This is a genomic window from Duganella sp. GW822-FHT06D06 (assembly GCF_058799615.1).
The window spans coordinates 198,384-216,673 of sequence record NZ_JBXALQ010000009.1 but is presented as its reverse complement, the minus strand read 5'-3'; the positions used below and the strand labels follow the sequence as shown (position 1 = coordinate 216,673).

20 protein-coding genes are annotated in these 18,290 nt (G+C 64.5%); 11 read left to right on the top strand and 9 right to left on the bottom strand.

The features are described from left to right. The first annotated feature begins 270 nt into the window (after positions 1–270). The 3 genes from AC1RMD_RS18485 (at position 271) to AC1RMD_RS18475 (ending at position 2,136) form a co-directional block, all read left to right on the top strand. Entirely contained in the window at positions 271–969 is a 699-nt protein-coding gene (locus AC1RMD_RS18485; protein WP_492928143.1) for a TetR/AcrR family transcriptional regulator, read from the top strand. A gap of 150 nt (positions 970–1,119) precedes the next feature. Further along, positions 1,120–1,719: a LysE family translocator gene (locus AC1RMD_RS18480; RefSeq protein ID WP_492928142.1), complete on the top strand. Its 600-nt coding sequence runs from the start codon at positions 1,120–1,122 to the stop codon at positions 1,717–1,719. A 27-nt stretch (positions 1,720–1,746) separates the two neighbouring features. Then, positions 1,747–2,136 carry a hypothetical protein gene (locus AC1RMD_RS18475; RefSeq protein ID WP_492928141.1) on the top strand — a complete coding sequence of 130 codons (390 nt, stop codon included), beginning with the start codon at positions 1,747–1,749 and terminating at the stop codon, positions 2,134–2,136. Between the two features lie 22 nt (positions 2,137–2,158). Here the strand turns inward: AC1RMD_RS18475 and AC1RMD_RS18470 are convergent, their stop codons facing one another. After that, the gene (locus tag AC1RMD_RS18470) at positions 2,159–3,655 is read right to left on the bottom strand and encodes a CYTH and CHAD domain-containing protein (protein ID WP_492928140.1); all 1,497 of its coding nucleotides are present in this window, start codon (positions 3,653–3,655) and stop codon (positions 2,159–2,161) included. Between the two features lie 68 nt (positions 3,656–3,723). Beyond that, positions 3,724–4,635, bottom strand: coding sequence for a tRNA glutamyl-Q(34) synthetase GluQRS (gene gluQRS / locus AC1RMD_RS18465; protein WP_492928139.1), 912 nt, complete (start codon positions 4,633–4,635; stop codon positions 3,724–3,726). Positions 4,636–4,721: 86 nt separating this feature from the next. On the opposite strand from gluQRS, the gene AC1RMD_RS18460 reads away from it, so the two are divergent. From AC1RMD_RS18460 to AC1RMD_RS18450, 3 genes are all read left to right on the top strand, one after another. Then, positions 4,722–6,380, top strand: coding sequence for a M28 family peptidase (locus AC1RMD_RS18460; RefSeq protein WP_492928138.1), 1,659 nt, complete (start codon positions 4,722–4,724; stop codon positions 6,378–6,380). Between the two features lie 146 nt (positions 6,381–6,526). After that, positions 6,527–6,856 (top strand): type II toxin-antitoxin system RelE/ParE family toxin, encoded by a 330-nt coding sequence (locus AC1RMD_RS18455; RefSeq protein WP_492928137.1) that lies wholly within the window; start codon positions 6,527–6,529, stop codon positions 6,854–6,856. Positions 6,857–6,879: 23 nt separating this feature from the next. Continuing rightward, positions 6,880–7,236, top strand: coding sequence for a hypothetical protein (locus AC1RMD_RS18450; protein WP_492928136.1), 357 nt, complete (start codon positions 6,880–6,882; stop codon positions 7,234–7,236). Between the two features lie 85 nt (positions 7,237–7,321). Here the strand turns inward: AC1RMD_RS18450 and AC1RMD_RS18445 are convergent, their stop codons facing one another. The 6 genes from AC1RMD_RS18445 to AC1RMD_RS18420 are packed head-to-tail and all read right to left on the bottom strand — an operon-like array spanning position 7,322 to position 13,100. After that, the gene (locus tag AC1RMD_RS18445; RefSeq protein ID WP_492928135.1) at positions 7,322–8,035 is read right to left on the bottom strand and encodes a cyclic di-GMP-binding domain-containing protein, MshE-related; all 714 of its coding nucleotides are present in this window, start codon (positions 8,033–8,035) and stop codon (positions 7,322–7,324) included. A gap of 22 nt (positions 8,036–8,057) precedes the next feature. Next, positions 8,058–9,059 (bottom strand): AraC family transcriptional regulator, encoded by a 1,002-nt coding sequence (locus AC1RMD_RS18440; RefSeq protein WP_492928134.1) that lies wholly within the window; start codon positions 9,057–9,059, stop codon positions 8,058–8,060. Then, complete coding sequence (locus AC1RMD_RS18435) at positions 9,056–9,607, bottom strand: DUF2059 domain-containing protein (protein ID WP_492928133.1); 552 nt, start codon at positions 9,605–9,607, stop codon at positions 9,056–9,058. The genes AC1RMD_RS18440 and AC1RMD_RS18435 overlap by 4 nt, the downstream gene beginning before the upstream one ends. An 18-nt stretch (positions 9,608–9,625) precedes the next feature. Then, positions 9,626–11,257 (bottom strand): OmpP1/FadL family transporter, encoded by a 1,632-nt coding sequence (locus tag AC1RMD_RS18430; protein ID WP_492928132.1) that lies wholly within the window; start codon positions 11,255–11,257, stop codon positions 9,626–9,628. Between the two features lie 15 nt (positions 11,258–11,272). After that, on the bottom strand, positions 11,273–12,295 hold the full coding sequence (locus AC1RMD_RS18425; protein ID WP_492928131.1) for a transporter: 1,023 nt from the start codon (positions 12,293–12,295) through the stop codon (positions 11,273–11,275). A gap of 37 nt (positions 12,296–12,332) precedes the next feature. Further along, on the bottom strand, positions 12,333–13,100 hold the full coding sequence (locus AC1RMD_RS18420; protein WP_492928130.1) for a C39 family peptidase: 768 nt from the start codon (positions 13,098–13,100) through the stop codon (positions 12,333–12,335). A 584-nt stretch (positions 13,101–13,684) separates the two neighbouring features. Here AC1RMD_RS18420 and AC1RMD_RS18415 point away from each other — a divergent pair. The 5 genes from AC1RMD_RS18415 (at position 13,685) to AC1RMD_RS18395 (ending at position 17,017) form a co-directional block, all read left to right on the top strand. Beyond that, positions 13,685–14,194: a DUF6160 family protein gene (locus AC1RMD_RS18415; protein ID WP_492928129.1), complete on the top strand. Its 510-nt coding sequence runs from the start codon at positions 13,685–13,687 to the stop codon at positions 14,192–14,194. 154 nt (positions 14,195–14,348) lie between these two features. After that, on the top strand, positions 14,349–14,858 hold the full coding sequence (locus tag AC1RMD_RS18410) for a DUF6160 family protein (RefSeq protein WP_492928128.1): 510 nt from the start codon (positions 14,349–14,351) through the stop codon (positions 14,856–14,858). A gap of 46 nt (positions 14,859–14,904) precedes the next feature. After that, positions 14,905–15,699: a hypothetical protein gene (locus AC1RMD_RS18405; RefSeq protein WP_492928127.1), complete on the top strand. Its 795-nt coding sequence runs from the start codon at positions 14,905–14,907 to the stop codon at positions 15,697–15,699. 26 nt (positions 15,700–15,725) lie between these two features. Further along, complete coding sequence (locus AC1RMD_RS18400; protein WP_492928126.1) at positions 15,726–16,553, top strand: hypothetical protein; 828 nt, start codon at positions 15,726–15,728, stop codon at positions 16,551–16,553. After that, positions 16,553–17,017, top strand: a complete 465-nt coding sequence (locus AC1RMD_RS18395; protein ID WP_492928125.1) for a hypothetical protein — start codon at positions 16,553–16,555, stop codon at positions 17,015–17,017. The genes AC1RMD_RS18400 and AC1RMD_RS18395 overlap by 1 nt, the downstream gene beginning before the upstream one ends. 94 nt (positions 17,018–17,111) lie before the next feature. Here AC1RMD_RS18395 and AC1RMD_RS18390 read toward each other — a convergent pair whose 3' ends face one another. Further along, positions 17,112–18,251, bottom strand: coding sequence for an MFS transporter (locus AC1RMD_RS18390; RefSeq protein WP_492928197.1), 1,140 nt, complete (start codon positions 18,249–18,251; stop codon positions 17,112–17,114). Positions 18,252–18,290: the final 39 nt, after the last annotated feature.

Genomic DNA, 18,290 nt, shown 5'->3' with positions numbered 1-18,290 from the left:
CGTCTCCTATGGTGGCGACCGACAGTGCTCGCCCGCATCGAACAATATCCCAATATCGACATTTTTGTCAAATTGATGTTTTTGTCGAATTAAGTTTCGGCGACATTGTGGCGGGCACGGGCGCCAGCTGCACTGATCGAGGTCGCGCCGAGTGGGGGAGGTCGGAAATTGGGGGGGATCTGTGGGACAATACTGGACTTTGGCGCGCCCGGCCTGCTGGCGCAACGAGGTGGCTGTCCGAACAACTACAGAATGGCGTACCCAATCCATATGAAGCAAGATGATCACCGCGTCCGTGTTGGCGCCGAGCGCAGACAAAAAATGCGCCGGCACTTGATTGAAAGCGCGCTCAAGCTGTTTGCCGAGCGAGGCCTGGAAGAAGTGGTGATTGACGACGTGATCGTCGCCGCCAGCGTATCGCGCGGCACTTTTTATTACTACTTCAAGACCAATGCGGAACTGCTGGCCGCCGTCGTCGAGGAGCTCGGCAATGAATTGATGCAGATGATCGAAGCGGTGGTGGGCACCATCAAGGATCCGGCGGAGCGTCTGGCGCAGGGATTGCGCTTGTACCTGCATGCGGTGCAGGCCTATCCGACCTTTGCTGGATTCGTGGCCCGAACCGGGATACATGGCGCACGTCCAAGCAACCTCGTGTTCGAATATATCCCGCGACACCTCGAAGAGGGAATGCTGGCTGGCCGATTCAAGATTGCCGAGGTGGCGATGGGGCTCGATGTCGTTGCCGGTATCGCCCTGGCGGCCGTCTGCAGCATCGTCGGCCGTCCGGTGCCGGCGCATTTTCCTGAGCAGGCCACCACGCACATTCTGATGGGGCTGGGCTTGACGGCCGCCGCCGCCACCCGTCTGGTGCAGCTGCCATTGCCCACGCTCGAATTGCCGCCAGACTCGCTGCTGGTCAGGACGCATGCAAAGCCGGCTGTCGCGTCCGTCGCGCAGGCAGGTTGAATTCACCGCCTGCCAACCGGGTCTGGAACGGCGCGTATCGTACCGGCCAAACGACCAATACACCTTAAGGAACTGTTTGCGAAAGTGTACTGGTACAGTTAGGCACACTTTCCCTACAATGGGGGCTCCTGCCAGCCACCGGATACGCCCATGTCACCCGATCTGTTGTTCCCTCTTTGTGCCTTTGCCGCCATCACGACCATCACGCCGGGCCCGAACAACGCCATGATGCTGGCCTCGGGCCTGAACTATGGTTTTACGCGCTCGCTGCCGCATCTGTTCGGCATTTGCTGCGGCTTCACGTTCATGATCTTCGCCACCGGCCTGGGCCTGCACGCGGTGTTCGAGCAGGTGCCGATGTTGCAGCTGATCCTGAAGTACGGCGGTGCGCTGTACTTGCTGTGGCTGGCGTGGAAGCTGGCGCACGCGGCGCCGATGAGCGCGGAGCAGGCCGCGCTGTCCAGGCCGATGAGCTTTGCCGGCGCGGCGGCTTTCCAGTGGATTAATCCCAAGGCCTGGGTGATGGCGATAGGCGCGCTCACCACTTATCTGCCGCCTGGCTTCAAGGTGCTCGATGTGGCGCTGCTGTCCGGCGTGTTCGGCGTGATCGGGATCTTCTGCGTCGGCTCGTGGGCGGTGTTTGGGGTGGCGATGCGGCGCGTGCTGCAGGATGCGCGTTCGGTGCGCATCTTCAATCTCATCATGGCGCTGCTGCTGGTCGGCAGCTTGTATCCGATCCTGATACCATGAGGCTTTAACGTCTCCCGAGGATTTTCGATGTTGCGTCAGATTGCTACCGCCTTGTTGTTGAGCGCTCCGCTGATGGCTGCCGCCGCCACCGTGCCGTCGGACCTGATGCGGCCGGTGCCCGAGGAAGCCGCGCGCGGCTATGCGGTCAACTGGCTGCTCAAGATCGAGCTGGAGTCGGACCAGATGCGGGACATCGAGCCGTGCCGCAAGATACTGGCGGAGCGTGGTTTCTATCCGATGCTGTCCAAGACGGCCAGTTCCGCCACGCCGCTGCTGCATTTCAAGATCGCCGGCGTCAAGCAGTATGAACAGGCCGATGCGGACGCCGATGCGGCGTTGGCGGCGGTACAGCATGCGCGGTGCCCCGGTGCGTTGACCTGGACGGTGGAATCCAGGCACCGGCCGGTGGCGCGCTAAGCCAGGCCGATAAGCCAGGCCGCTACGGCAGCCGCAGGGCGTGCAGGTCGGCGCAGATCGTCGCCAGGTCGGCCGGCTGCGTGGCTTGCAGCGCTTGCAGGTAGCCGCGCGCGAATTGGACGGTTGCAACGGCCGCGTCGTGCTGCTGGCCCAGTTCCCGCAACAGCCGGTCGGCCACCACCAGATCGTTGTGCCGCCCCAGTTCTTCCTGCGTGGCGGACAGCGTTTTCAGATAGTTGCGCGGTGCCTTGCCGCTGTGCAACGAGTGGAAGAACTCCAGCGCGTAGCGGGCCCGCTTGGCGGCGATGCGCGTGTGGTGGATGCTCTCCGGTGCGCTGTCGTCCATGCGTTGCGAGCGTTTCAGCAGCTTCTTGTGCAGGCGCTTCATGGTGCGGCTGGCGAAGTCGATCGCCGGTTCGTCCAGGCCCTCGGCCGGCAGCTGCATCCACAACCCCAATGTCAGCAGCAGACGCGTGTAACGCTGCGAGAGCAGGGCTTGCGCCGCTTCGCGCCGTTTGGCGTGGGCGGTTTTGAGCGCCAACGCTTGCAGGTCCAGCACGCTGTTGCGGCCGCCTGGGTTGGCCTGGATATGCGTCAGCGTGGACGCCAGCAACACATCCCAGTCGCGCGCCGCGCCCAGTTCCTTGCCCAGCCAGCCGACGTCTTCCTGCAACGCGGGCGGGCAGGGCGCGCTCGCTTCGAACAGCTTCAGCGCCGAGCGCAGGCGGCGCACGCCGACCCGCATCTGGTGCAACGTTTCCGCGTCGTCGCCTTCGATGACGGCGTTTTCGTTGCGCTGGATGTGTTGCAGGCAGTTGTTGAGGATGGCCAGGCGGGCGTCGGCGGCGGTGGCGTCCGGCTCCAGCGACAGGCTTTGCGCGCGGTAGGGCACGGTGCCGGTCTGGCGGCACAGCATGTAGCCGCGCTCGGCCTTGTTGGTGTTGCTGAGGCGCATGGGGATCTGCTGCTGCAGCTGCAGGGCGAAGGCGAACAGGCTGGCCGGGTCGCCGTCTTTCAGTTCCAGTTCGATTTCGTTGACCGGCACCTGGTGGCCGTGGCGTTCGATGTGGCCGTGGTCGAGCACCAGTTCGATGTGGTTGCCGTCGACGTCCAGGTCCCAGCTGTGGCGCTGCACCGTCACGACGAACAGCGGTTCCAGCCGGTCTTTCAGGTCGCCGGCGGCCAGCACGTCCAGCCATTGCTGGTGGTCGCCGATCAGCTTGCGCAGCTTGCCCAGGCGCGGCCATGGACGGTCGAGCGGGCCTTCCCACTCGTTGCGCCGGTGCAGGCCGCTTTGCACGCTGCCGCCGGCTTTCATGGTTTGTATCCAGGCGCCGTCGATCTTGCGCACGCGCAGGCCGGCGCCGTGGCGCAGCAGGTGCAGGTCCGGCGTGTCGAAGTAGCGGGCCGACAGTTGCTGCGAGCGCAGCGGCGCGCGCGCATGGGCGGCGATCAGCGGGTGTTGCAGCAGCTGGTCGTTGTCGGCGGGCGAGAGCAGTAGTTTGAGTTCGACTTCCATGGCTTCAGTGTAGAGGAAAAGCCGGCTGGCATTGTGCGCGCCAGTGCCGGTGTTGATCGATATCGAGTCTAGCGCGGATTCGGCAGATTCCGCAGAACTTGCGCCCATGCGGGCACGGCGGCGCGCCAGAAGGCCGCTATATTGTCCGTTTGCAGATCCATGCCGAGGTGGCGGGCGGCCGGCAGCATGGCGCCCCGCAACAGCTGTTGCGGGGCGGCGCCGTTGTCGAAGGCCATGGCGCCGGTCTGCTTGGACAGTTTCTCGCCCAGGTCGTTGGTCACCACCGGCACGTGCAGGTAGCTCGGGCGCGGCAGGCCCAGTACCTGTTGCAGGTAGAGCTGGCGCGGCGTGGAGTCGAGCAGGTCGGCGCCGCGCACGATGTCGGTGATGCCCTGGGCGCCGTCGTCGACCACCACGGCCAGCTGGTAGGCCCAGAAGCCGTCGGCGCGCTTGATGACGAAGTCGCCGACGTCGTCGGTCAGGTCCTGGCTGACGGGGCCGGCCCAGCGGTCGTCGAAGCGCAGCACGCAATGTGGCGATTGCGGCACCTTGAGGCGCAGCGCGCGGGCGCTCTTGCCGGGGGCGAGGCCGTGGCGGCAGGTGCCGGGGTAGATCAGCGCCTGCGCCTGGCGGCCGGTCAGGCTCAGTTGCGAGTCGGCGATTTCCTTGCGCGAGCAGCCGCAGGGGTAGACCAGTTCGCCCAGCTGCCGCAGGGCTTGCTGGTACAGCTCGGTGCGGCGGCTTTGCCAAGTGACGTCGCCGTCCCAGAGCATGCCGCAGCGTTGCAAGGAGGCCAGGATGTGTTGGTCGGCGCCGGCCACGTTGCGGTCGCCGTCGACGTCTTCGATGCGCACCAGCCACTGGCCGTGGTGGACTTTGGCGTCCAGGTAGCTGGCCATGGCGGCCACCAGCGAGCCGATATGCAGGGGGCCGGTGGGCGAGGGGGCGAAGCGGCCGAGGTAGGGAGGGCGGACAGTCATGCCGCCATTTTAACGTGGCGATCGCATACAATGTACGCGCGGCAAATTCAATGGACCGCGACCACCTTTTACGTCTCCAGGAAATCATGCAAAAAATGACCCCCTCCTTTGTTGCCTCCGCCTTGGCCATCAGCCTGGCGCTGGCATTCCCTGCCCACGCCGACAGCGCCAAAAACGCCGCCGTGAAGGAAGCTCCGCTGCGCGCCCACCTGGCCTTCCTCGCCAGCGATGTGCTGGAAGGCCGCGGCACCGGCCAGCGCGGCGCCGACCTGACTGTTGCTTATCTGGAAACGCAAGCGCTGGCGCTGGGCCTGAAGCCGGGCAATGGCAGCAGCTATCGCCAGTCGGTGCAGATCGCCGGCGTCAAGACGCAGCCGGCCGAGAGCACGCTGAAACTGGAAGCGGGCGGCCAGGCGCTGCCGATCAGCTTTGGCAAGGATTGGGTGTTCGCGCCGGGCGATGCGACCGCGTCGCACAGCTTCAATGCGGACCTGGTGTTCGTCGGCTACGGCATCACCGCGCCGGACGAGCAGTGGAATGATTACAAGGGCGTGGACTTGAAGGGAAAGATCCTGGTCATGATGGTCAACGACCCGCAGCCGACCGCCGAGCAGCCCAACCGTTTCAACGGCAAGGGCCTGACCTACTATGGCCGCTGGACCTACAAGTTTGAGGAAGCGCGCCGCCAGGGCGCCGCTGGCGTGCTGCTGATACACACCACGCCGACCGCGTCGTACGGCTGGAGCGTGATCCAGAACAGCTGGTCGGGCGTGGAGCGTTTCCAGCTGGCGGCGAACCCGCAGGGTTCGCCGGGCACGCTGGGCACGCAGCTGCAGGGCTGGATGACCGACGACACGGCCCGCGCGCTGTTCAAGGCGGCCGGCCAGGATATCGATGCGCTGCGCACCTCGGCGGAACGCAAGGATTTCAAGCCGGTTCCGTTGTCCGCCAAGCTGAACGGCGAAATGAAAGCGGCCGTGCGCAAGGTCGAGCAGTTCAACGTGGCGGCCGTGGTGCCGGGCACGGATCCGAAGCTGAAGGACGAGGCGGTGATTTATAGCGCGCATTGGGATCACCTGGGCAAGCAAGGCGATGCCGGAGAGGCCAAGGCCGATACGATTTTCAACGGCGCGGTCGACAATGCTTCCGGTTCGGCGGCCTTGCTGGCGATGGCGCAGGAAGCGGTGCGCGCACCGGCCAAGCGCAGCCAGATGTTCCTGTGGGTGGCTGCCGAAGAGCAGGGCCTGCTGGGCAGCGCGGCCTACGCCGCGTCGCCGCTGTGGCCGCTGGCCAAGACCGCCGCCAACCTGAACCTGGACAGCCTGAACTTCGTCGGCGCCACACGCGACATCGGCACCCAAGGCAGCGAGCGCACCGAACTGGGCAAGCTGGCCGAGACGGCCGCCAAGGCGATGGGCATGCACATCGCCGAAGCGGAACCTGACCTGGCGGGCGGCTACTTCCGCAGCGACCACTTCAACTTCGCCAAGAACGGCGTGCCGGCGTTCTCGATCGAATCGGGCCGCGAGTACATCAAGGACCCGGCCGGTTCGAAAGTCAAGGCCGACGCCTACGGCCCGCGCTACCATCAAGTGAGCGATGAGTACGATGCGAGCTGGGACTTGTCGGGCATGGTGCAGACGGCGCAATACACGCTGAACCTGGGCCGCCTGATCGCCAACGGCGCCAAGCTGCCGGAATGGAAAGCCGGCGACGCCTTCGCCAAACCGCGCAACGCCAAGTAAAACGTTTGCAGCTCTCGCCGTGCGTTAAGCGCACACAAAGCAGCCTCCGGGCTGTTTTTTTTGCTTTGATTGATTCAGTACATAAGCTTGGTACGCCATGCACGGTAGATTTTTGTTGATTGACACTTCTGGTGCTATCAATAAAAATGAACTATCGAATCCGACACTACACGTCGCGCGCAGGCCGCGATGAGGTCAGCGAGTGGCTCGATAGTCTTCGCGACCGAAAAGCCAAGATAAGTGTGAACCGGCGTATAGATCGTCTGATCAGAGGCAACTTTGGAGATCATCGATATTGTCGCGATGGCGTGTGGGAATTGCGGGTCGATGTAGGCGCTGGATATCGTGTTTACTATGCGCTGTCCGGCAATGACGTCATATTGCTGTTGCTTGGTGGCGCGAAGTCCACGCAGGCAGGCGATATTGTTCGAGCCTGTGATAACTGGAAAGACTGGCGGCAAAGGGGTGGAATATGAGGGACCGACCACATGAGGAGGCAATGGCTGAGTTGTACCGTCGCGATCCTGCCTTTGCTGCGGACATGGTTTGCAATGTGCTTGAAGACGGGGATGAATTTGAAATGTCGTATTTGCTGAACCAGATGATAGATGTGTTGGATAAATTGGGGGAAATGGTGCCAGGGTTAGAGTCCAGGTTGCGCAGCTTTTATTCAAAGTCGGACTGGCTGCACTGGGAGAGAAGAATTTTGGATGGCTGGTACTGCGTGCCCGTCGAAACAGGCTTTGCCGTGTATTACCAGGAACGTGGTCATCATGAACCGGGTCAGCATTTTTTGTTGGAAAAAGACGCGATATGGTGCGCCATTAAATCGGCGGTTGTGTCGATGCGCCGGTGATTTGAGGGTGTAAATAATATTGCGAATCGGTCAGCCGCGAACTGACCGATTCCATACTGGCGCAACTGAAGGCCAGCGCCTTGATTCAGTGACGGAAGGCCAGCGTGATCGAGGTGCCGGTCAGATCGATGCCCTTGATCGAGATGCTGCCGAAGCTGGCGCCTTCGGTGCCTTTGACGCGGATGTTGTTGAAGTTGAGCTCGCCGATCGAGGAGGGCAGGTTCAAGGTCAATGAGCCGTCTTTGTTGATGGTGGCGGTGGCCTTGCTCGGATCGTAGACGACGTTTTTCATGCTGGTGTCCGCCTCCAGGAAACCCAGCACCGGATTGAGCAGCTTGGCCATGTCGCCCACCACTTCCAGCCCGTTGTGCTTGGCCTGCTTGACCACTTGCAGCAGCTCGTCGCTGAGGCCTTGCGCCGAGGTCTCGCCCAGTTCTTCTTCGCTCAAGGCTTGCAGGCCCGGCCGCTCCTTGATCTGCAGGCCGCGCTGGTCCTTGCTCAGCACCACCGGCGTGCCCACCGCCAGCGACGGCAGCGCCTGCGCGGCGTAGGTTTCCATCGGCGCCAGCAGCGAGGTGGCGATGGCCGCCGCCATCCGCAGGCGGCGCTGTTTGCGCAGCGCTTCTTCGATGTGCTGCTGGGTGATCAGGTTCAGCTCGGCGAAGATGTCGCCCAGCCGCTGGCCGGTGGTGCGTTGCAGCTCGATCGCGTTGGCCAGCTGTTCTTCGGTGATCAGCTTCTGCTTGACCAGCAGCTGACCCAGCATCGATTTGCTTTGATTATTCGATAACCATCCCATAGCCCCGTCTCCTTTTTTGTTGTTAGGCCGATTTGCGCGGCGTGGTGGCGTGCATAGCCTCGGGCTCGGGGCCCGGTTGATGCGCCATGTGCACGATGTCCGACGGCGCCATGCCGAACCAGCGCTTGCAGGCCCGGTAAAACGCGCTCGGTTCCGAAAAACCCAGCTGGAAGCTGAGCATCTTCAGCGACAGCTCGCCGCAATTGAGCGATTGCCGCGCCAGCTCGCGCCGGGTGTCGTCGACCAGGTTGGTGAAGCTGGTGCCTTCCTCGGCCAGCCGGCGCTGCAGGGTGCGTTCGCTCATCATCAGCTGGGCGGCGACGTCGTCGCGGTGCGGCGGGCCTTTCGGCAGCAGGCTGGCCAGCAGGCCCTGCACCTTGGCGCTGAAGGTCGGCGGCTCGGCGCGCGCCAGCGTGGCCAGCACCCGTTCGCCGCTGCCCGGCACCAGCGGCGGATTGGCCGGCAGCGCCATCACCAGGTCGGTGTCGGAAAACTCCATGACGTTGTGCGGCATCGAGAATTTGACCGGGCAGCCGAACGTCTCTTCATACACGTGGGCGTTGGCCGGCTTCGGGAAGGTGTATTCGACCACCACCGGGGCGATGTCGTCGCGGCCGGCGGCGCAGCGCAGCGAACGCAGCAGCACGCACCAGACGAAGTCGTAGCGCTGCCGCGGCACGTCGCGGCGGGCGCCGGGCAGCAGCAGGCCGACCCGGGTGTGACCGTGGCAGCGCTCGATCGAACTTTGCACCGTCGGCGACACCAACATGATGTGGCCCATCACGCCCAGCCAGCCGAGCCGGTGCGGCGAGGAGATCTTCAGGCCGATCAGCGGATCGCCGGATTTTTCCACCACCAGTTCCCACAGGTGGCTCAGTTTGTCGGACAGCGTGAGGGCGTCGCAGGCGAGGCCGTCTCCTTCGTCCAGTCCGGCTTGCGCGAACAGCGCTTCCGCTTCCACGCCGGAATGGGTCAGGCGCGATTTGACGCCGCGCACCAGATGCAGGGCGGAGGAGTAGGTCATGGCGTGACCGCGGCGCGCAGACGCAGGCCGATTTTTTCCTTCAGGCCTTGCAGTTTCGGGTCGATGACGGCGCGGGTGTCGGCGGCCACGCCTTCGCCCAGCGTCTTCTGCATTTCCGGCAGCATCGCTTCGAACTTTTTCTTGACCGGCGATTCGAGGATGGCGATCAGCTGTTTGAGTTCGTCCTCGGTGTAGCGCTCGGCCAGCAGCGGGGCGATGGTGGTCGGAATCAGCTTGTCGGCGCTGCCCTTGGTGATCGGCGTGGCCTCGGCCATGAACTGCTTGGCGTCGCCGACGATGTCGTTCATGGCGGCGTCGCGCTTCTCCGGCGCGGCGCGCCCTTGCAGCATGGCGCGCGCCTGTTGCACCGCGTCGCCCACCGGCGCCTGCAGCATCTGCTGGCCGATGTTGTCCGGGTTCCACAGCTTCAGCACCTTGTCGACCAGCGCCTGCTTGGCCGGCGGCACCGGGGCGGCATGGGCGCAGGCCGAGGCCAGCGCCAGCAGCATCAGGCCGCGCTTGCAATGGGTAGTGATGGGTGTCGTCATATTGTGCTCCTTAAAAAATCAGAAACGCTTGTTGATTTCAAAACCAAAATAGCGCACGTGGATGTCGCCCTTGACGTTCTGGCCGGCATACGGGTTGTAGATGATGTTCAGGAAGTTGTTGCAGTTCATATTGCAGTCGGTGTTGGCCGGCACCTCGAACTTGCCGGTCAGGTAGGAACCGGTGACGCTGACTTCCATGTTCTTGCTGATCCGGTAGCTCAGGCCGGCGCTCAGCAGCTTGGTGTTGGGCAGCGGCGCCAGCAGGTCGATCTTGTTGTTCGGGATCGAGGTCTTGCGCGGCTCGAAGCCGAAGCGCAGCGCCAGCTTTTCCGTCGGGAACAGCTGCAGGCCGTAGGCCAGGTTGACCACGCTCTTGTAGCCGCGCGGGATGACCAGCTTGGTCGAATCCGGAATGCCGTACAGCCGCGCCACTTCCAGCAGCTTGACGCTCTGGTCGAACTGGAAGCGCAGCGCGTCCCATTCGCTCCAGCGGGCGTAGCTGGCGTCGACGTTGAGCTGGGCGTAGCGGACGGGCTTGAGCTTGATCCCCACCTGCAGGTGCGAGGGGAAGGGGATGATGGCGCTCATATTGCCCTTCTGCGTGGCCGGGATCGAGCTCGGGAAGCCCAGCACGGCGCCGGCGATCGGCCCCAGCAGCGAGGCGTTCATGCCGCGCACGAAGTTGCGCAGCATCGGCGCGGTGTCGAACTGGTAGCTGCCGGTGTAGTGGGTCTTGGAGCCGCCCTGGTAGACCGCGCCCAGCGCCAGCCACGGCCGTGGTTCCCACAGCACGCCGAGGTTGATGGTCGGGTCGAACGGGGCGGTCAGTTCCAGCCGCATGTTGGCGGCCTTCTTGAACGGGCTGACCATGCCTTCCTTGCCGCCGCCGCACACGCCGAAGCCGAACACGTCGATGATGTTGCCGCCGTCTTCCGGGCACCAGCCTTTTTGCAGCTGGCCGAACACGCCCAGCAGCTCGTTGGGGAAGCGCATATTGGTGTCGACCACGAAGGCGGCGTGGGCGATCGGGATGGCGATGCCGAAGCGCAGCGTTTCCGAAAACTTGTAGCCGACCGACGGCGACAGGTAGACCAGGCGCTGGATCTGTTCCTGCCGGCCCTGGTACTGGCCGGGGTCGTTGGGATCGGTGGTGCGGTCCAGGCTCATCGCCTGCGACATATAGCTGTCGGTGGCGAAGGTCCACGGCGAGCCGGCCTTGTTCCAGTACATGCCGACGCCGGGCACGGCCACCGCCGGCAGGCGCCAGCCGGGCATGCCGTAGCCGGGCACGTACATCACCTGGCGCACCGGGCCGGTGCGGGTGTTGGAGATCGGGTCGTCCTTCCAGCCGCCGATGTCGAAGTTCGGCCCCGGCGTGAAGCTGGCCGCGGTGCGGATCGAGGCCACGAAGTTGTGGATGCTCTCGCCGTCGCCGCTCAGCCGCGCCAGGCCGGCGGGGTTGAAGTGGATCGAGGCGACGCCGGGCGGATCGGCGGTCACGGCGTTGCCGAGCGCCATGGCGACCACGCTGGTGGTCAGGTTCTCGGTCAGCGCGGCCTGCGCCGACAGCGGGCACAGCGTCGCGCACAGCGCCGCGGCGGCGGCGGCGGTGGCGCGGCGGCGCGCGTGGACTGGACTGGACGGGCTCATGGATCGCTACGCCGGTCAGAAGTTCAGCGGCAGGTTCATGCTCACCGTCATGTTCGGCGAGTCCGGCGTCAGGCCGATGCCGACCGACATATTGACCGTGGTCTTGGGCGAGACGCGGTAGCCCAGGCCCAGGTTGAGGATGCTGGAGGTCTGCATATGGGTCTTGGCTTCCAGGCCGTCGGCGAAGCGCAGCTTGGAGCCGGCCGAGATCGCTTCCTGGAAGGAGATCGTGGTGGAAATGCCGTACGACAGCGCGTACGCGAAGCCCATGCCGAAGCCGATGGTGCTGCCCGGCTGCACGCGGGTCAGCACGCGGGTGCCGTTGACTTGCCACAGGTGCTTGGCCGGCAGGCTGGCGGTGAAGTTCAGCGAGCCGAACAGTGCGACCGGGTCGACGATCTTGTTGACGCTGAGGCCGGCCGTGAAGGCGCCGACGCCGCTGCCGGTCGCCTCGCCGCTGCCGGCGATGATCTTGAACGGGCTGCGGCCGGTCGGCAGGCGCACATTGCTGGTCACGGTCAGGTTGGGGGTGTCGCGGCGCGCCTCGAACGGCTGCCAGCGCGCGCCCAGCAGGATGTCGCCCAGCGAGTTGGAGACGCCGTTCGACAGGTTGTTGTCCGAGTAGCGCGAGATCAGCGGCAGGGTGAGGTTGCCGGTGACGTTGTCGAGCAGGCCGTAGTCGGCCGAGAAGGTGTTGGTGACGCTGTGCGAGCTGGTGTTCTCGATGTTGAACAGGGTGGTGCTGCCGTTGGCCAGGTCGGTGACGATGCGCTCCTCGCCGACGTAGGTGTAGCTCAGGTCGTAGGTGACGGACAGCTGGTTGCGGCGGATCATCGAGTACTGCTTGTCGACGGCGGTCAGGGTCTGCTTCAGCAGCGCGCTCTGGTCGCCTTCGCCTTCCTTCTTGGCCAGGGCGTCGCGGGCGGCGTCGGCGCTGGCCGGGGCGGCCGCCGCAGGGGGTGTCTGTTGCGCCACAGCGGGCAGCGCCAGCAGGGTGGCGGCAATGGCTGCGGCGATAGGCAGGGTACGGAAAATCATCTTGGTCATCCTTGAAGAGTGGTGGCGCTGCTGAGGGTTAATTGCGATGCATCCAGGTGCCGGCGGCGCCTGAGTTGACGGCGCGCAGCAACTGCTGGGCCGAGTTGGACAGGCCGTCCTGCCGGCCCTTGCCGGTGACGCGGTCCATATCGGTCACGCCCAGTTCCTGGTCGGTCAGCGCCAGCTGCGCCGGCGCTGGTTGGCCCTTGGCCGGGGAGATGATGAACAGGGTGTTCTTGTCCCACCAGCGGGCGAACTCTTCGACCGAGAACACGATGTTGCCGGCGGACGGGTCGGCGATGTAGACCACGCCGTCGCGGATGCCGCGCAGCACCACGAAGTGTTTGGAGCCGGCGTAGTCGATCGGCACGATGGCCGGTTCGTTGAGCGTCTTCAAGTCCTTGATCTCGGCCTTGAAGCCGGCGCCGGACATGCCCAGCGAGCCGACGTAGCGCTTCATGTCCAGCAGCGAGAAGCCGCGCCGTTCGATGATTTTTTCCTTCTCGCCCTTGTCGAGCATGCCTTCCATGGCTTGCTGTTCGTTGACCATCACGCCCAGGTGGTAGTTGAGGATGGTGACCAGCGCGGCCGAGCCGCAGCTGAAGTCGAAGGCCTGGCGCACGATGTGCTTGTATTTGAGTTCGGAGAACGGCTCCATGGTCACCGATTGCACGTAGGCGCCGCCGCCCAGCCTGGCTTGCGGCATCTCGTACTGGCCTTTGGGACGGTCTTGCGGCTCGTGGCGGGACATGACGCCGGCGCCGCCGATGACGGCGGCGATCACGGTCAACAATATCATCAGCATGGCGTCAGCCCTCGCGTGCGGCGCGCGGCATGCGGGGGAGCGTGCCCGGACGCGCGCGATCAACATGCTGGCGGCAAGGCTGGCGCAAAGTGCGGGCGTAGGCTGCGCCCAGAGGCGTCGGGCGCCCCGTTGTTGGGTTCATCTTGTCTCCAGTATTTGTAATTAGAACGGTCGTGCTTTATTAAGGCGACAACTCGTCTTTCTTTTCTAGTAATTAATTAACGCATGCTTTGCCAAAACCGAGCATCTGTTTTTTTAGAGCTGTGACTCTAGATGATCCGGGCCGAACTTATGCTACCCGGGGTGGCGTTTGTCGCAACTATTTGACAACAAGCGTGCAACAACGACCACACTCCGCGTCCTCACTCTGCATGGCTCTCAGGGCCAAGTCGTTGGCTTTGCAAGTCAGTGCGACATGCTGGACCGGCGTCGGGCGCGACTCATATGATGGACTCAATTAATAGTCAAATATTAAGATTTTCACGGCACCAGACAGTGCGCCGCGGCTCCTACCCGGAGCCAAGGACCAGCCTGCCGGACGTGAGCCCGGACAAAAAATTTCAAACACAACTCGGAGATAAAAAATGCAAATCGTTAAAACCGCAATCGCAGCAGCCCTGGCAACCCTGGCCTTCTCGGCATCGGCCATGACCCCGATCCAGGACGCGGAACTGAGCACCGTCAGCGGCCAGGACGGCGTGTCGATCGCTGCCAATCTGAACATCAAGATTGACTCCTTCGTCTACACCGACACCGACGCACTCGACGCCAACGGCCTGGGTGGCGGTTCGGTCAGCTTCAACGGCATCAAAGTTAACGGCCTGATCGCCGCTAACATCGACATCCTGTCGAAAAACTCCTTCCTGGCCGCTGCCGCCGCCGCCGGCGTGACCAACCCAGGCACGTTCTACAACCCAGCGACCGGCGGCGACGTCGTCCAGATCGCCATCCCGGCGAGCGTGGTTGCTGACGGCCACTACCTGAACGTGTCGGTCGACGCGATCAAGATGGGCAACAACGCAGCATCGTTCGGTTCGGTAGCGATGAACCAGATCGACATGCGCGGCACCACCGTCTGGATCTTCGCGCACTAATCCAGGCTTGTCCGCGCTGGCTCGCCGGGTCTGTAGCTTGGCCTGACAAGTCAGCGCGGCATGCTGGACGGTGGCGACAGCGTAGCCCTAAGATGGTTACGTAGCATTGAAAAAAACACAAATACCTAGACCAAAACCTCACGGAGACAATCACATGCAATTCATCAAAACCGCAGCAGCCGCAGCCCTGGCAACCCTGGCCTTCTCGGCATCGGCCATGACCCCGATTCAAGACGCAGAGCTGAGCACCGTCAGCGGCCAGGACGGCGTGTCGATCGCTGCCAACCTGAACATCAAGATTGACTCGTTCGTCTACACCGACACCGATGCGCTGGACGCGAACGGCCTGGGTGGCGGTTCGGTCAGCTTCAACGGCATCAAAGTTAACGGCCTGATCGCCGCTAACATCGACATCCTGTCGAAAAACTCCTTCCTGGCCGCTGCCGCCGCCGCCGGCGTGACCAACCCAGGCACGTTCTACAACCCAGCGACCGGCGGCGACGTCGTCCAGATCGCCATCCCGGCGAGCGTGGTTGCTGACGGCCACTACCTGAACGTGTCGGTCGACGCGATCAAGATGGGCAACAACGCAGCATCGTTCGGTTCGGTAGCGATGAACCAGATCGACATGCGCGGCACCACCGTCTGGATCTTCGCTCACTAATCAGTCGAGCAACGGCAGCCGCGCCAGCGGCTGTCGTTCCCACATCATGAGCCCCCTCTATTTCCTGCGTTCGCTATGGCTGTGCGCGGCCTTGGCCTGCTGCACGCTGACGGCCTCGGCCCAGATGCAAGCCCTGAGCGAAGAAGAATTGTCCAATACGCGCGGACAAGGCCTGGTCGCGCTGACCAACACCAGCCTGGGCGGTTTCGACTTCAGCAAGATCGCGCTGGACGCCGACATCACGCTGAGCGCCAACCTGCGCAATATGCGCCTGGGCGAATACACTTACGCCGCCCGCAACGGCACCGGCGCCGACCTCGACATCGGCCTGCTGCAGTTCGGCCGCAGCGACGGCAGCGAGGCGCAGCGCCTGGTCCACATCAGCAATCCCTATTTCGAATTCGTCTACAAGAACGCGGCCGACGGCGCCTCGCGCGAGGCGGTCGGCATGCGCTTCGGCTTTGAGGGCATCAGCGGCGATATCGGCCTGAAGATCAACAGCCTGTCGGGCTCGATGAAGGTCAGCGGCCTGGCGGCCGACGGCAGCGCGCTGCTGCTCGACTCCCACACCGATACCCTGGGCGGCAAGCGCTGGGACGGCGGCTGCAGCGCGCCTTGCTTGTCGCTGGCGCAGCTGGGCGGCGTGACGGCCGGCGACGCCGCCGGACCGAGCCGCGATTTCTGGATCGCCGTGTTGAAGACCGGCGTGCAATTTCCCAGCGCCGCCGGGGTGCCGGCATCCGATGCGGCGCAGGCCGGCATCTGGCTGAACTGGCGCGACAAGCTGCAGGCGCTGAACACCAGCGGCCTGGTGCCGCCGAATCTGCCGAAGGGCCGCTGAAGATGGCCGCGCGCGTTTGCTGCTTGATGGTGTTGGCCGTCGTGTGCGCGCCGGCGCCGGCGATGGAGGCCTTGACCGACGCGGCGCTGTCGTCGGTGCGCGGGCGCGACGGCGTCAGCTTCGACCTGAACGGTTTCGCCATGAGCGGCGATGCGCGCGTGACCTACACCACGCCGATCGGTTCCAGCCTGTACGTGGAAAAATTCAGCGCCTCGCGCAGCGACAATCCGCTGCCGTTTTCCGATCCCTTCAAGCTCGACATCGTGGCCGGCGCGCCCGGCCTGGCCGATGTCATCAATATCGCGTTTCCCTTGAATACCAATGCCGACCAGCGCTGGCAGACCGCCTACGATTGGGGCGTGGCGGCGGATGGCGTCACGCGCGAGCAGGGCAGCGTGGTGATCAAGGACCTGGTGTTCTCCGGCGGCGGCCTGCAGTTCTCCACGCCGCAGGTCAACGACGGCGTGGCCTTCGGCGCCGCGCTGCGGATGGATATCGGCCAGCTGTCGTTCCAGCCGCGCGGCCGCACCGACGCCAGCGAGGCGATGGTGTTGAGCGGCGTGCATATCGGCGGCGTCGACGGCAACGGCGTGTTCAACAACACGCCGTGGATGCTGGCCAATGTGGCGTCGCAGCCGGCGGTGATCAATGCGCTGACCGACGAGACCGGGCCGCGCCTGCACATCGGCATCGACTGGCCGGATGCGCGCTATGGCAACGGCGTGGCGCCGGCGGGCGGCATCGTGGTCGACAATATTTCCTTCGTCAGTCCCGGGCAGGCGACGGTGGACCTGGGATCGTCGCGGATCGGCTCGATCCAGATCCAGTATCTCGACATAAAGTTCAAGCACTGATGGCGCGCGCCCTGTTCTTATCGCTGCTGTTGGCGGCCGGCGTGGCGCAGGGCGGGCCGTTGCAGGCGCTCGACGACCGGGAGCTGTCGCAGGTCAGCGGCCAGGACGGCATCAGCTTCGCCGCGCACATTTCGCTCAACGATCCGACCTTGGTGGGGGCGGTCAGCGACAGCCGCCTGTCGCTGGGCTTCAATGGGGACGGGCAGAACCGCTACATCGTGTTCAAGAATGTGCGCGGCATGGTGGACATGTTCGCCGTCAGCCTGGGCGTGCAGACGCGCTCCGACGGCGGCGGCGACTACATCGCCATCGGCTTGCCGGGCTATGTACGCTACACCAACTTCGGTTTCGAATCGCTGAGCGTGCAGATGGATCCGAACGCGCCGGTCACCGGCAACCTGGGCAGCCTCAACATCAACGGCACCGTTTCGCTGCAGGGCCAGGTTCGGCTCTGGTCGCATTAAACCTGGGGTCAAGTCTGACATTCGGACACGGCCTCTGCCGTAGCTTTGCTGCTACGGCAGAGGCCGTGTCCGAATGTCAGACTTGACCCCGATATTATTCGGTGGCGAACACGCACAGGGCGGTCAGGGGGAAGGCGAGGCCGGCCCACAGCACGCCGGTCCAGCCGTGCGCGGCAAACATCCAGCCTCCCAGCGAGGATCCCAGTGCGCCTCCCATGAAGAACAGGGCCATGTAGAGGCCGTTCAGGCGGCTGCGGATTTCGGCCGGCAGCGCGAAGATGGCCCGCTGCCCCGTCACCAAGTTGGCCGAGACGCCCATGTCCAGCACGATCGAGGTCAGCACCAGCACGCCCAGGTCGACCACGCGGCTGGAATGGATCAGCAGCGGCAGGGCGAAGGCCAGCGCACCCAGCGTCAGCGCGATGGCGGTGGTGGAGCGGCTCTTGCCCCGGTCGGCGCGGCGGCCGGCGATCGGCGAGGCGATCGCGCCCGCCACGCCGACCAGCGCGAAGATGGCGACGCCGGTCTGGCTCAGCTCGAAGCGCGGGCCGGTCAATTCCAGCGAGACGCAGGTCCAGAACAGGCTGAAGGCGCCGAACATGCAGGCCTGGTAGGCGGCGCGGCGGCGCAGGATGGGCGTGCTCTTGAGCAGATGCCACATCGAAGCCAGCAATTCAAAGTAGTGCAGGCCGGAACCCGGATGGCGCTGCGGCAGCCGCGCGCGCAGCAGGAAGGCCAGCGCCGTGGTGCCGATGGCGGAGATGACGAAGATGGCGTGCCAGCTCAGCGCGTCGGCCACCAGGCTGGCCACGGGACGCGCCAGCATGATGCCCATCAGCAGGCCGCTCATCACCGTGCCGACGGTCTGGCCGCGCTTTTCCGGCCGCGCCATGTGGGCGGCGAACGGCACCACGATCTGCGCCGCCACCGAACCCAACCCTATGCAGAAGGCCGCCAGCAGGAACAGGGGCGCGCTGCGCGTGAACGAGGCCGCCAGCAGGGCGGCCGCCGTCACCAGCAGGGCGATGAAGATCAGGCGGCGGTTTTCCACGAGGTCGCCCAGCGGCACGATGAACAGCAGGCCGAGGCAGTAGCCGATCTGCGTCAGCGTGACGATCAGGCCGGCGGCGCCGGGGTCGAGCCCGGTGGCGCGGCTGATCGGGCCGATCAGCGTTTGCGCGTAGTACAGGTTGGCGACGATGAGTCCGGTCGCGATGGCGAACAGCCAGACCATGCCTGGGGAAATGTCTTGCTGGGCGTGGGACTGGCTCAC

What these genes read in the sequence shown, in the direction of transcription:
- AC1RMD_RS18485 (WP_492928143.1), top strand. Translation starts at nt 271, where the DNA reads ATGAAGCAAGATGATCACCGCGTCCGTGTTGGCGCCGAGCGCAGACAA.
- AC1RMD_RS18480 (WP_492928142.1), top strand. Translation starts at nt 1,120, where the DNA reads ATGTCACCCGATCTGTTGTTCCCTCTTTGTGCCTTTGCCGCCATCACG.
- AC1RMD_RS18475 (WP_492928141.1), top strand. Translation starts at nt 1,747, where the DNA reads ATGTTGCGTCAGATTGCTACCGCCTTGTTGTTGAGCGCTCCGCTGATG.
- AC1RMD_RS18470 (WP_492928140.1), bottom strand. Translation starts at nt 3,655, where the DNA reads ATGGAAGTCGAACTCAAACTACTGCTCTCGCCCGCCGACAACGACCAG.
- gluQRS (WP_492928139.1), bottom strand. Translation starts at nt 4,635, where the DNA reads ATGACTGTCCGCCCTCCCTACCTCGGCCGCTTCGCCCCCTCGCCCACC.
- AC1RMD_RS18460 (WP_492928138.1), top strand. Translation starts at nt 4,722, where the DNA reads ATGCAAAAAATGACCCCCTCCTTTGTTGCCTCCGCCTTGGCCATCAGC.
- AC1RMD_RS18455 (WP_492928137.1), top strand. Translation starts at nt 6,527, where the DNA reads ATGAACTATCGAATCCGACACTACACGTCGCGCGCAGGCCGCGATGAG.
- AC1RMD_RS18450 (WP_492928136.1), top strand. Translation starts at nt 6,880, where the DNA reads ATGGCTGAGTTGTACCGTCGCGATCCTGCCTTTGCTGCGGACATGGTT.
- AC1RMD_RS18445 (WP_492928135.1), bottom strand. Translation starts at nt 8,035, where the DNA reads ATGGGATGGTTATCGAATAATCAAAGCAAATCGATGCTGGGTCAGCTG.
- AC1RMD_RS18440 (WP_492928134.1), bottom strand. Translation starts at nt 9,059, where the DNA reads ATGACCTACTCCTCCGCCCTGCATCTGGTGCGCGGCGTCAAATCGCGC.
- AC1RMD_RS18435 (WP_492928133.1), bottom strand. Translation starts at nt 9,607, where the DNA reads ATGACGACACCCATCACTACCCATTGCAAGCGCGGCCTGATGCTGCTG.
- AC1RMD_RS18430 (WP_492928132.1), bottom strand. Translation starts at nt 11,257, where the DNA reads ATGAGCCCGTCCAGTCCAGTCCACGCGCGCCGCCGCGCCACCGCCGCC.
- AC1RMD_RS18425 (WP_492928131.1), bottom strand. Translation starts at nt 12,295, where the DNA reads ATGATTTTCCGTACCCTGCCTATCGCCGCAGCCATTGCCGCCACCCTG.
- AC1RMD_RS18420 (WP_492928130.1), bottom strand. Translation starts at nt 13,100, where the DNA reads ATGCTGATGATATTGTTGACCGTGATCGCCGCCGTCATCGGCGGCGCC.
- AC1RMD_RS18415 (WP_492928129.1), top strand. Translation starts at nt 13,685, where the DNA reads ATGCAAATCGTTAAAACCGCAATCGCAGCAGCCCTGGCAACCCTGGCC.
- AC1RMD_RS18410 (WP_492928128.1), top strand. Translation starts at nt 14,349, where the DNA reads ATGCAATTCATCAAAACCGCAGCAGCCGCAGCCCTGGCAACCCTGGCC.
- AC1RMD_RS18405 (WP_492928127.1), top strand. Translation starts at nt 14,905, where the DNA reads ATGAGCCCCCTCTATTTCCTGCGTTCGCTATGGCTGTGCGCGGCCTTG.
- AC1RMD_RS18400 (WP_492928126.1), top strand. Translation starts at nt 15,726, where the DNA reads ATGGTGTTGGCCGTCGTGTGCGCGCCGGCGCCGGCGATGGAGGCCTTG.
- AC1RMD_RS18395 (WP_492928125.1), top strand. Translation starts at nt 16,553, where the DNA reads ATGGCGCGCGCCCTGTTCTTATCGCTGCTGTTGGCGGCCGGCGTGGCG.
- AC1RMD_RS18390 (WP_492928197.1), bottom strand. Translation starts at nt 18,251, where the DNA reads ATGGTCTGGCTGTTCGCCATCGCGACCGGACTCATCGTCGCCAACCTG.